This is a genomic window from Sutcliffiella horikoshii (genome assembly GCF_021991925.1).
Taxonomy (GTDB): domain Bacteria; phylum Bacillota; class Bacilli; order Bacillales; family Bacillaceae_I; genus Sutcliffiella_A; species Sutcliffiella_A horikoshii_F.
The window spans coordinates 1-12129 of record NZ_RXZI01000019.1 but is presented as its reverse complement, the minus strand read 5'-3'; the positions used below and the strand labels follow the sequence as shown (position 1 = coordinate 12129).

Sequence of the window (12129 nt, the reverse complement as noted above, 5' to 3'; positions counted from 1 at the left end):
AAAAAAAAAAAAAAAAAACGAGTACACCTGATTCCTTAGGTGACTCGGTTCTTTAGTCTATAATTCAATCAAACCTTTTCATGATTTGGTTTGAATAGTCCTTGAAAACAGCGGAATTGGCATCCTTTTTCTTTTTTTGGATGATTTGCTGAAGCCTAAGCTGTTTTTCGGTTAGCCTTTGGCCCAATCTAGCTTCCTCTACCTCGCTGTGCGCCCCTTGGATCAGGTCTTCTAGGTATTCAATCTCGGTCCTCACCTGTTGTTCTTCCATCATCCCGGCATTTTTCATCATTTTATAGGCCATTCTCATTTCCGGAGGGACGTTCGATAAGTCCTCAAGTTCCAGACGCTTTCCATAACCAGGCAGGTTTTCGAACTCCCCATCCTCATAGGCCTTTCTGATCTTCTCATCCGTCAATCGAAAAAAGTCCACCGCGCTCACCCTTTTCCTCATGGTTACTATTAGTGTACCCCATTTCAAAAGAAAAGAGTGTGTACTTTTTCTGAACATTCCAATAAATACTAACTCTTCATTTGACCAACTAACTTTCTATTGTCGGATGAAGATTTGCGCGTTATAATATTTGTTTGTGGGTCCTGTGCGGCCGGGTGGGAGAGGGAAACTGAATAAGGTGTTTTATTATGCTTCAATGGATGAAGAATTCATTTGATCTGGCTGGTCATGAGACGACTCTAAAGCGTGAGATGATGGCCGGAATGATCTCGTTCTTTACCATTGTGTACATTATTGCTGTTAATGCAACGATTCTTGCAGAAGCAGGTATTCCGATTGAAGCTGGAATTATCGCCACCATCCTTACTTGTGTAGTAGGTTGCTGGTTGATGGGATTTTGGGCGAATGCGCCGATCATCCTTGTTCCGGGTATGGGAATCAACGCGATGTTTACCTATACGTTGGTTCACTCTATGGGATTAACCTGGCAAGAAGCATTGGGCGTCGTAGTGGTTTCTGGTGTGATTGTTACGATTATTTCGTTTACAAAGCTTGCACAAGTGCTACTCGAGGCGATTCCAAGCTCTTTAAAGCATGCGATTACGGTTGGTTTGGGGTTATTTTTGACCCTGATCGGTTTGGAAAAAGGCGGACTGATCGTTAAAGGAGAAAATTCTCTCCTATCACTAGGAGATGTTTCAAGTCCTTATGTGATTGCCTCGATCCTTACTGTGATTTTGGCCGTAACCTTGTTTATGCGAAATGTCCCAGCGAACTTCTTGATTAGTATTGTTGCTGGTACGGTTATCGCTGCTGCTTTGGGAGTGGTAAACTTCTCTGATATTGGTGGAGGAAGTGCTTTACCATTGGATAGCTATCTTTCCTTATTTGGTGCCGTTTCATTTGCAAAGATTGGAGAGTTCACGTTTTTAGTGGCTGTCTTCTCTTTAACGATGGTTCTCCTGTTTGAGAATATCGGGCTCATAAACGGACACCTCGGAATGATCAACCGCCCTGAAAAGTTCAAACGTTCCTTCCAGGCAAACGGAATTTCCATCTTAACAAGTGGATTTTTCGGTACCAGCCCTACCGTTTCAACAGTGGAAACGGCAGCAGGTATTGCCGCTGGCGGAAGAACAGGTTTGACAGCAATAACGACAGGAAGCCTATTTTTGCTTTCCATGTTTGCGATTCCCTTCATTAAAATAATTCCTGGCAGTGCGATTGCGCCAATCTTGATCATCATTGGTGTACTGATGCTACAATCAGTGAAACAAATCGACTTCCAAGACCTATCAGAAGGATTCCCTGCTTTCCTAGTAATTGTAATGATCCCATTCTCTTACTCTATCGCAGACGGAATCGCATTCGGATTCATTGCCTACCCCCTAATGAAACTGGTACTAGGCAAAGCAAAAGAAGTATCCGCACCACTCTACGTGATCGCGGCACTCTTCTTCCTGACGTTTCTGACAAATGTGCATTGATGATTATAAGAATTAATTTGAGATTGATTGATATATATGAAAAAAAATCCTTGAGGGGGTCAGACCCCTCAAGGATTTTTTTGGTTTATGTTGAACTCTAAATGGTTAGGCTACAACTTTACCGCACAAACGCCTCTCGTCTATCAGAAAATGCATCCACAAGCCATCTTGGGTGCATAGGCAAGAGGTCGTGCGGCAGCTTGTTTGGGGCAAAGTATTCGAGCTCGATCAGTGCGGGATCTTTCTTGGAGGTGGTTCCCCCTGTGATCTCCGCCTCGAAATAGGAAGTTACAAACTGCACCAAGCGCCCATCCGGGTATTCGAAGGTTTGCGATTCAGGGTCAGAGTAGACTCCAATCAGGCGATGAGGATCGACGATCAATCCAGTATCCTGATACACCTCGCGCACAGCCGCTTCCTCCACCGTCTCACCAGGCTCTACATGTCCGGCAGGAATGGTCCATAAGCCCACGTCCGCTCTCTTTTGTAATAAAATTCGTTTCTGTTCATCAAAGATGATCACTGCCACTGCAGGATACATGCTAATCGGTTTTTGTTTATTCATCATAGGAATACTCCTAACACTACTTTTTTACCTAGTCTAACGCGGTCGCACGTTACTTTCAACGGAAACACAAAGCCCCAGATAAAAATAGGTCTTTTCTCCAGAAAATATATTCCATAATGTACATATTCATGGTCAGAAGCTACCAATCTGCCAAGTTACCCCCATAAAAAAACCAGCGTCTCTTATACACGCTGGTCCAATCCATTCATTGAACGGATTTCCTCTTTTGTTGGTTCTGTACCCAACTCATAAATGGCTACAAAAATTTTATCAAGAATCAACTGCTGTTTATCCCGATGCTCCTGAGTTTTCCTTTCATTAAGTGGACTCGTATAGGCATCTGGGCTGTATTCCGTGTTGTGCAACTCTTCAAACAGCCTCTCAATCTCGTGGATCTCAGGTTCCGAAGCCAATACTTCATAGTATTTGACCTGATCATCGAATGGTTCCCGATGTATCTGGCCTGTTTCCATCGTTACATAATAGGTATACCTTTCCATGAGGATTCCCTCCCATCAAAAATCACAAGCCCTTATGCACTTTTCGTGTCAGTGTTTGTGGATGTGCTTTTTCTTTCTTTATAGTATTTGAAGCCTTCTTTCACCAAAATAGGTAATACGGCAATGAACACTCTACGGAATAGTTTTCCCATACTTAATCGCCTCCTCAGGTTTATAGAGTTGTAATACCCGCAGTTTCCTTATGTAAAACAATCTTTAATTTTCAAAAAGCACATTCAAAAGCACATTATTAGTTTTAATTCGAGATAACGTGGTATATAGTAGTTATACAGGAGATGAACATCACCTGTACATAAATTATACAAAAGGGAGAGATTTGATTGAAAAAGTTACGTTTATTGATTGCAGGTATCGCTAGTATTCTGGCATTCTCAGTATTAGGAAGCTTAGCAAGTGCTGATGATCACGCAATGGTCCGTATTATTCACGCATCCCCTGATGCCCCGGCAGTTGATGTTTATGTAAATGGTGAAGCAACAGTGGAAAATGCAGAATTCAAAGCGGCGACTGATTATATGAATCTACCTGCAGGAACGCACGAAGTGGAAATTTATGCAGCTGGTACAATGGGAGAGGCAGACCCTGTCATCGCTACTGACCTAACAGTGGAGGCTGGCATGTCTTATACAGTGGCAGCAATCAATACACTAGAAAACCTTGAACTTTCCGTAACAACAGATGACAACATGGTTGCGGAAGGACAATCAAAGATCCGTGTCGGTCACTTCTCACCTGATGCTCCAGCAGTAAATGTTGGATTAATAGATGGAGATGACGTGTTCTCAGGAGCTGAATTCAAGGCAGTAACAGACTATATGACACTTGACGCTGGAACATATGACTTGGAAGTTCGAACAGCGGACGGTGGAGATCAAGTTTTAGACCTATCTGGTACAATGCTTGAGGAAAATAAAGTGTACTCCGTGTACGCGATCAATACTGTAGACAGCATTGAAATTCTACTTTTAGAAGACAATACAATGATGCCAAGTGAAATGCCTCAAACAGGTATGGGCGGTGCATCCCAATCTAATGGTATCAATTCTTGGGCTTTAATTGCTGGACTTCTAGTGGTGGGAGCAGCAGTAGTTGGAGTGCGTCGCTTTGCGACACAAAAATAATAGTCGACTCCTAGCAATTCTAGGTTCACTATTAGTAATTCTTACAGCTTGTACACCTAATATACAAGAAGTAGCAACAAACAATCTTCCGCCGGAGTCCACCAATGCTCCAGCGGAAGAAATTGCTTCTTTTACAGAGGAAAGTAAGCCTTCCGTTAACAAATCCGATGCAGAACCAGAAAAATCGCCTGTAACAGACATTACTCCTACCCGCCTTACCATACCTGCAATATCTGTAGATGCAGAAGTAAAACCCTATGGCCTTAATGAGGACACTGGTGCGATGGCGGTTCCGGAAGATGGGGAAACAGTAGCATGGTTTGAACCTGGTACGAAGCCAGGCGCACGTGGAAATGCCGTCTTGGCGGCTCATGTTGACGATTATACAGGCCCTGCTATCTTTTTTGATTTGAAAGAGTTGGAGGTTGGCGATGAAATTCATGTGGAGGACGGGGAGGAGACCTTGACCTTTGTGGTCACCCGAAAGGAAGCCTATCCTTATGACGCCGCTCCGATAAGATCCATTTTTGGGCCGACTAGTAACAGACAGTTGAACCTGATTACCTGCACAGGGCTTTATGACCGCAAAACAAACAATCATCAAGAGCGCCTTGTCATCTACTCGGAATTAAAAGAAACCTGAATTTCTCTCGATCAACACAAGAGAAGTTCAGGTTTTTTAATAGGTTTTAATAGAAAAAGTGATTTTCCCATCCTCGGTTTCCCGATAAGAGATCCCCGAAGACTCAAAGGAAGAAAGCAACACTTCTTTCTCTTTATTTTCCAGCTTATCAAGATTGGTCAACGTCTTTTCTAGTTCTTCCTCCTCCATTCCCGAGCCATGAAAATGGTGATAAAAGAACATATACCTTGCAGATATAAGGTCGGTAGCTGCTTCTTTATGCCCCTCCCATCCTGATGGCGTACTCAATTGACCGGCAGCCATCCTAATCGCACGGAACTCCTGTTCATCTTCCACCGAAAAGTCAGAAGCACTTCCGTTTTCCAAACGATCTTTAATAGAATCCGAGTATTGCTCACTTTTTCTCAAAAGCTCGTTCATTTCATGGATATAGACCGCTACCCTCTCCTGCTTTTTCACCTGTATTCCGTCATAGAAGCTAAGGGCAGTTATGACTCCGACGATTAAGGTGAGTATGCATAAGAAAAAAGTAACCGTTTTGGAGTTAAACCCCCAAAAACTCTCGTCTTCCAATTCTTCTAAGTCTTTATCTTCATTCGAGTGATTCATAGGCCGTGTTTCCCCGTTTTTTTCTAGAATATAACATAACCAACCAACAAAATCCATTTAATAAAAATAATTAAAATGGTGAGGAAAGCTCCCCTGTCCCTCTCTTTTATATTACCATATTATTCTTGTATTTTTACCCCCACAAAACGACATTCTTCTTAGAACGTATATAGGAGACCTAAACTAACTAACTAAATGATTGGGTGGATTGACTATGTTTTCAACAACTGAAATTGGGATCGACTTAGGTACAGCGAATACGCTGGTTTATAGTAAAAGTAAAGGGATTGTGTTCAATGAACCGTCCGTAGTAGCAATTGATTTAGAAACAAAGGCTGTGCTTGCTGTTGGTAAAGAAGCCAAGAACATGATCGGTAAAACTCCGGGAAGAATCGTGGCCGTTCGACCATTGAAAGATGGCGTCATCGCAGATTTCGACATCACGACAAGCATGTTAAAACAAATCATGAAAAAAGCAAGCAAAACGATGGGCTTTTCCATTCGTAAGCCAAGTGTGGTTGTATGTACACCATCTGGCTCCACGTCTGTTGAGCGTCGTGCGATTCAAGACGCTGTAAAAAACTGTGGAGCTAAGCACGTTCATTTGATCGAAGAACCTGTTGCGGCCGCAATCGGTGCAGATCTACCAGTTGACGAGCCTGTGGCTAACGTGGTAGTCGACATCGGCGGTGGAACAACGGAAGTTGCCATCATCTCTTACGGTGGCGTGGTTTCTTGTAACTCCATTCGCGTGGGTGGAGACCAGTTTGATGACGATATCGTGCACCACGTACGCAAAAACTACAACCTCTTGATTGGTGAGCGTACTGCAGAGCAAATCAAAATGACAATCGGTTATGCATTGGTGGACCACGAAGACCTTACGATGGAAATCCGTGGCCGTGACCTTGTAACCGGTTTGCCAAAGACGATTGAATTGCACTCTACCGAAATCCAAAAAGCGATCAAGGAATCCCTTCTTCACATCCTAGAAGCAATCCGTGCAACATTGGAAGATTGCCCACCGGAACTAAGTGGGGATATCGTAGACAGAGGGGTTATCATCACTGGTGGTGGAGCACTCTTAAACGGCATGCAAGAATGGTTGAGCAATGAAATTGTAGTGCCTGTATATGTCGCTCCAAACCCATTGGAGTCTGTTGCGATTGGTACTGGCAAGTCCTTGACTGTCATTCATAAGTTGCAGAAAGCTGCTACTTGATTTTCATTTACTTAAATATGTGAACCGGGCTCCTGATTGATAGGGCCCGGTTTTTTTGATGGATGAGAGTTTAGAAGAAAGAGCAAAACTGTTAGTCTTTTTAGAGGCAGGTAAAAGTTTGGTTTATTGATCCTTCGCAGCTATTCGGAGGTCTTCATATGCTTCATGAAGACTTCTCTCGTTGCATTTCAGCATCACGGAGGTCCTCATCCACCCCATGAAGACCTCTCTCCACCCTTTCCAGCTTCACGGAGGTCCTCATCCACCTCATGAAGACCTCTCCCCACCTTTCAAGCTTCACTTGAGGTCCTCATCCACCCCATGAAGACCTCTCTCCACCCTTTCCAGCTTCACGGAGGTCCTCATCCACCTCATGAAGACCTCTCCCCACCTTTCAAGCTTCACTTGAGGTCCTCATCCACCTCATGAAGACATAAAAAAACCTCTCCCCCACATCAAGGCAAGGGGAAAGGCTCCTTCTACTCTTCATTACACTATATCTCATCAAATACTCAATACAACCGGTCCTGGTAAAAATAGTTTGGCAACACGATCTTATTATCATAGGACTTATGGAAAATGTGCGTGGCAGCCGGGGATACCGGGGGAATCAGCCAGGCCCATTCACCGGTCACATGACGACAGCTTTCCGCTTCCCGCTCCTCGAAGTGCTTGAATTGCATTGCGGCCGTATGGTGATCGACAATGCTAACTCCCTTTTCCTTGAAGGAGTGGACCACCGCTAGATTCAGTTCAATCAGCGCCTTATCCTTCCACATCGTCGCATTTGTGCTGGTATCAAGCTCCATAAGGGAAGCAACTTTTGGCAACATATTGTACCTGTCCGTGTCGGCAAAATTCCTGGCACCAATTTCCGTTTCCATATACCAGCCATTGAATGGGGCGGCAGTGTAGTGGATCCCCCCTATCTCCAGACGCATATCGGAAATCAACGGGGTACCATACCATTTCAATCCAAGGTCGCGGAACGCAGGCAAGTCAGGATGCACGATGGGAACCTCCAATACGATTTTCTCTGGAATAGGAAACATTTTCGGCTCCCCTCCATCTACCTGCACAACCAACGGTAAAATATCAAAATGGCTGCGGGCGCCTTCCCAGCCAAGCTCCTCACACTTTCTTGTAAAATCAATAGATGCCGGGTCACCGATTATCCCGTACTCCGTTTCATACCCCGCATAGCGAAGAAGCTGATGATTCCAGATCCTGATCTGCTTGCCCGCCTCTTTTTGCTGGCGAAAGATGGTGATGGTCGGCTTTATTTTTCCATGGTTGGTGGCAAATTCGATATGATGCAAAAGCGCGTTCGCAATGTCCTGCTCCTTCTCTAGGGTCCGTCGATCTATCACATGAAGCGAATTCCAGAAAAGTCTCCCAATACAACGGTTGCTGTTGCGCCAAGCCATCTTGGCTCCATGTGTCAGTTCCTCGTATGTATGCTCGTAATATCCGTAAAGATCTATTTCATCTTTAATTGTTTGTATCCTGAGAGACACCTCGACCTCAGGCTTTCCTAGTTCCTGATAACATTGCAGAATAAATTCTTGTGCCTTATTGAAAAGAGTTTCGTTCGTCTCTAACACTATGTCCACCTCATATACATTTCCCTTCCACCATTGTAAACTTTTTAGGTTCGGAAAAGAAATGTTTTAGGTGTTGGTAATAAATAGGGACAGACCCTTCGACCACCACTGGGTCGAGGAACCTGTCCCTGTCACTCACTTTGTTACCAATTGTTTAAAGTTCTGACCTAAGATCTCTTTCATGTTGTGCACGGTTATGAATGCCTGCTCGTCGGTTGAACCAATGAATTTTTTCAATTTAGAGAAATCCTTTTTGTTCAGGATGGTGGTGATGACTTCTTTTTCATCTGAGGTAAAAGCACCTCTTGCATAGTGGATGGTCGCACCTCGTCCCAATTGTCCCACAATATAGGAACGAATCTTATCTGTCTCCCTGCTGATGATCACGACTTCACGCATTTCGTTTACTTGCTGAAGGACATAATCAATGACCAATCCGTTCAAGATAACACCGAATACCGCATACATCCCAACTTCTGGGCCGAATACAAGGATGGAAGAAAGGGCGATGAAAATATCCGCTAATAATACCCCACGGCCCATATCCACGGAAAAATATTTATTTAGAATTAACGCAATAATATCGGTTCCTCCTGTGGATGCACGCTGATTGAATACAAGCGCCATGCCGAGTGCCGCAATACATTGCCCGATGATCAACTGAATCAGGATATCGTCACTGATTGGCCCGCTGATTGGAAAAAAAGCCTCTAGTAGCCATACCATCACAGACAGCATGACACTCGTATAGATCGTTTTTGCTCCAAATCCAAATCCAAGCAGTAAAAAGCCCACAAAAAATAAAACTATATTAACTATTAGCATCAGCACACCAATAGATAGCATCGGAAAAACATCGTTCAAGATAATCGAAAGTCCACTTACTCCCCCTGTCGCCAAGCTATTTGGTGATAGGAAAAAGTGAACATGTATTGCAACAAAAAGAGGACCTACGTGCAAGAATAAAAGTGTTTTCAAGTGTTTGTTCATACCGGTCAGCCTCCCTCTTGATTTTTACAGTCTAGTTGGGATTATAAAGACCTAGGACAGGCATGTAAACACATAAGCAAGAAGTTGCACAATTGAAAGCGGATTAATTCATTTTCAAGGTAGGACGAGGAGAACAAATTGTTATCCTACAAACCTTTTTTAGGCGTTAATTTATTCATAAAAACTTTTAAAACCGTATCAAGACACTCTATTTTTTTCACGTGAAACAAACGTTTGTTTAAAAAGCTCTTTTCCAGAAAAATTTTCCGCGTTTCTTACGCCGCCTGGGAGCCGGTCTTTTTCAACCATAGAGTTACCTTGATCTTATTGCAAACGGTCAAATAATGCATCAAGGTCAGCAAAACCATCCCTGTATTCATGCCAAGGATAACACCGTTCATCTGCAGGTTTGGAAGGGACCCGAGAAAAAACATTAAAAGAAAGGAAATACAGGTTGACCAAATGGAATGTAAAAAAGCATCCTTAATTAATCCTAGCCCTATCAAATATGCCTGTAATGGGGAGACGAATAAATGAAAGAGAAAAAATGGCCACAATAACTGAACATAGGATGCAGCATGGGAATGTTCAAAAAAGATATTGGTCAGTGGGATTGCAAAGTGATAGAACACCATAACAATTGGAATGCCATAAAGGAAGGTGATGATCATCACTTGTTTTAATAGCTTCTGCATTTTAGCAAAGTCATGATTGGCATGTGCCTCAGAAACTGTTGGAATAAGCACAATCAAAAGAGAATGAGCGATGAACCCCGGGAAAAATCCGATAGTAAGTGCCACTCCCGCAAGCAGGCCAAACTCTTCAAGCGCAATGGTGTGACTGAGTCCTGCCTTTACAAGGGCTATCTTGATGAGAAAGGGCTGAATGGCATTTGTCACAGCATGGAACAAGCGCATTCCTGTAGTTGGAATCGACACCTCCAAGAGACTTTTTCTAACCGTTCTTCCATCCATGCGCGCAGCGGCTTTCGTTTTCAGCTCTATATATTGAAGCCTGTACATATAGAGAAGATAAAAACAGACAATCAACTCAGTGGCTACCAATGTACATAGTGCTATCAGTATGGACACCTCTAACGAAAAATGAAAGAAATGATAAACCAGGACAAGCAGGCCCAACTGTACGGCTTTTCTTAAGAAGTTCGAGATCGCAATCTTCCCCATATGCTGTAATCCCATGAAATAGCCCCTGGCAATGGAGGAAAAGGAGATGACCGGAATCATGATGAGAATCAACCATTTTACAAGTGGGTGGTAGTGCTCAAATACCGGGATGAACGGTAGGATAATCGCTGCCACCATGAGCACCATGATCGTAAAAACAATCGCCAGCTTCATGGCATGGTGTAGCATACTCTGATGGTATTTCTCCTCCTTGGCCGCCACAAATTTGGATATGGAAATCGGCAACTCAAGACTCGAGATGACTACTACGAGAAAGATGACAGGCAGAACGGACATATATAACCCCATCCCTTCTTCCCCAAGGTTCTTGGCAAGAACCATGTTCACGATGAATTCTATGCTCTCTCCTAAAAAGGCGGCGATTGCCAGGAGTAATGTCCCTTTAAAAAATTTATTCATAGCCATCATTGTCCCCTCTCTCCCTCACATTCAGGAAATCCACTTCCTATTTTATGAGACAAGTTGTGTAAATATGGCTGGTTTATCATGTGACCTTCTACTTATTCTCTACTTATTGCACACTAGGATGGTTATGTCCTTCTGCTGAAAGGAATAGTAATAGTAAGGAAGAAAGGAGCTGATTTTTATGTGGAGGCTTTTGCTGAATATCGCTGCATTTATACTGGTTTTAATTGTGAACTATCTTGCCAACGCCTTGCCGCTGAACGGTCTGACGACAGGCGACATCGCAAACCGAATCACCGTACTTTTTCAACCAGCTGGTTATGTGTTTTCGATTTGGAGCCTGATATATTTATTGCTTGGAATCTGGATCATTCGCCAGTTCCCCAAATCACGCAGAGACTTGCCTATCTATGTCCAAACAAGTGGACTATTTGTTCTAAGCTGTCTTTTAAATAGTTCATGGGTGGTGCTGTGGCATTACGGTTTCTGGGTGACGACGGTCGTGGTCATGATCAGTTTATTGCTGACGCTCATTGCACTTTATGTAAAAATGCGAGCATCAAACCCTGGCAAACTGGATTTTGCGACCTTTTCCATTTATCTTGGCTGGATCAGCGTTGCCACTATCGCTAATATCAGTTATGTGTTGGTGGAAAAAGGCTGGGACGGCTTTGGCCTGTCAGATGTAACATGGACCATCATCATGCTGGTGGTAGCAACACTGTTAGCTGTCTGGTTCCGGATCTCTCAGGATGACTGGGTCTACCCACTTGTGTTTGTTTGGGCATTCATCGGAATTGGTGTAAAGAACATGGCGGATTATAGCAATGTCGCCTATGTTGCATATGCGTTGGCTGCTGTGATTTTGGTGATGGCGTTGCTTGGAGGGAAAATCGTTAAGAAAGAGTAATTTGTTGTGAAAGGAGTGGGAAACATTGGCTTGGGCTTGGTGAGTATGCATCAGAGTTCTCTGAGGCCAATGTTTCCTGCGTTTTGTAAGCTCAGGCATCAGTACGGCCCGTATAAGGACAATCTTTCCGCTTTTCCTTTGCTCCCGGGCGTCATACAGCCCCTATGAGGACAATCTTTCCGCTTTTTCGTTGCCCCCGGGCTTCATACAGCCCCTATGAGGACAATCTTTCCGCTTTTTCATTGCATCCGGGCGTCATACAGCCCCTATGAGGACAATCTTTCCGCTTTTTCATTGCATCCGGGCGTCATACAGCCCCTATGAGGACAATCTTTCCGCTTTTTCGTTGCCCCCGGGCGTCATACAGCCCCTATGAGGACAATCTTTCCG

12 protein-coding genes are annotated in these 12129 nt (G+C 43.7%); 5 read left to right on the top strand and 7 right to left on the bottom strand.

The window, feature by feature from the left end:
* Positions 1-64 precede the first annotated feature (64 nt).
* On the bottom strand, positions 65-433 hold the full coding sequence (locus EKQ44_RS21250) for a DnaJ family domain-containing protein (protein WP_237665500.1): 369 nt from the start codon (positions 431-433) through the stop codon (positions 65-67).
* Between the two features lie 209 nt (positions 434-642).
* On the opposite strand from EKQ44_RS21250, the gene EKQ44_RS21245 reads away from it, so the two are divergent.
* Positions 643-1941, top strand: a complete 1299-nt coding sequence (locus EKQ44_RS21245; protein WP_237665499.1) for an NCS2 family permease — start codon at positions 643-645, stop codon at positions 1939-1941.
* 118 nt (positions 1942-2059) lie between these two features.
* Here EKQ44_RS21245 and EKQ44_RS21240 read toward each other — a convergent pair whose 3' ends face one another.
* Both EKQ44_RS21240 and EKQ44_RS21235 read right to left on the bottom strand, forming a co-directional pair.
* Positions 2060-2509 (bottom strand): NUDIX domain-containing protein, encoded by a 450-nt coding sequence (locus EKQ44_RS21240; protein WP_237665498.1) that lies wholly within the window; start codon positions 2507-2509, stop codon positions 2060-2062.
* Between the two features lie 182 nt (positions 2510-2691).
* Positions 2692-3009, bottom strand: coding sequence for a hypothetical protein (locus tag EKQ44_RS21235; RefSeq protein WP_237665497.1), 318 nt, complete (start codon positions 3007-3009; stop codon positions 2692-2694).
* Positions 3010-3350: 341 nt separating this feature from the next.
* On the opposite strand from EKQ44_RS21235, the gene EKQ44_RS21230 reads away from it, so the two are divergent.
* Together EKQ44_RS21230 and EKQ44_RS21225 are read left to right on the top strand one after the other, a co-directional pair.
* Positions 3351-4151: a DUF4397 domain-containing protein gene (locus tag EKQ44_RS21230; RefSeq protein WP_237665496.1), complete on the top strand. Its 801-nt coding sequence runs from the start codon at positions 3351-3353 to the stop codon at positions 4149-4151.
* Entirely contained in the window at positions 4135-4794 is a 660-nt protein-coding gene (locus EKQ44_RS21225) for a class F sortase (protein WP_237665495.1), read from the top strand. Before EKQ44_RS21230 ends, EKQ44_RS21225 begins: the two co-directional genes overlap by 17 nt.
* A 36-nt stretch (positions 4795-4830) precedes the next feature.
* Here the strand turns inward: EKQ44_RS21225 and EKQ44_RS21220 are convergent, their stop codons facing one another.
* A complete protein-coding gene (locus EKQ44_RS21220; protein WP_237665494.1) occupies positions 4831-5403 on the bottom strand; it encodes a hypothetical protein in 573 nt (190 codons plus the stop codon).
* A 214-nt stretch (positions 5404-5617) separates the two neighbouring features.
* Between EKQ44_RS21220 and mreBH the strand changes: the two genes are divergently transcribed.
* Positions 5618-6625, top strand: a complete 1008-nt coding sequence (gene mreBH, locus EKQ44_RS21215; RefSeq protein ID WP_237665493.1) for a rod-share determining protein MreBH — start codon at positions 5618-5620, stop codon at positions 6623-6625.
* A gap of 512 nt (positions 6626-7137) precedes the next feature.
* Here mreBH and EKQ44_RS21210 read toward each other — a convergent pair.
* The 3 genes from EKQ44_RS21210 to EKQ44_RS21200 form a co-directional block, all read right to left on the bottom strand.
* Positions 7138-8229, bottom strand: coding sequence for a nitric oxide synthase oxygenase (locus EKQ44_RS21210; protein ID WP_237665492.1), 1092 nt, complete (start codon positions 8227-8229; stop codon positions 7138-7140).
* Between the two features lie 135 nt (positions 8230-8364).
* Positions 8365-9219, bottom strand: a complete 855-nt coding sequence (locus tag EKQ44_RS21205; RefSeq protein ID WP_237665491.1) for a YitT family protein — start codon at positions 9217-9219, stop codon at positions 8365-8367.
* A gap of 275 nt (positions 9220-9494) precedes the next feature.
* Complete coding sequence (locus tag EKQ44_RS21200; protein WP_237665490.1) at positions 9495-10823, bottom strand: polysaccharide biosynthesis protein; 1329 nt, start codon at positions 10821-10823, stop codon at positions 9495-9497.
* Between the two features lie 187 nt (positions 10824-11010).
* On the opposite strand from EKQ44_RS21200, the gene EKQ44_RS21195 reads away from it, so the two are divergent.
* Positions 11011-11739 carry a TspO/MBR family protein gene (locus EKQ44_RS21195; protein ID WP_237665489.1) on the top strand — a complete coding sequence of 243 codons (729 nt, stop codon included), beginning with the start codon at positions 11011-11013 and terminating at the stop codon, positions 11737-11739.
* Positions 11740-12129 lie beyond the last annotated feature (390 nt).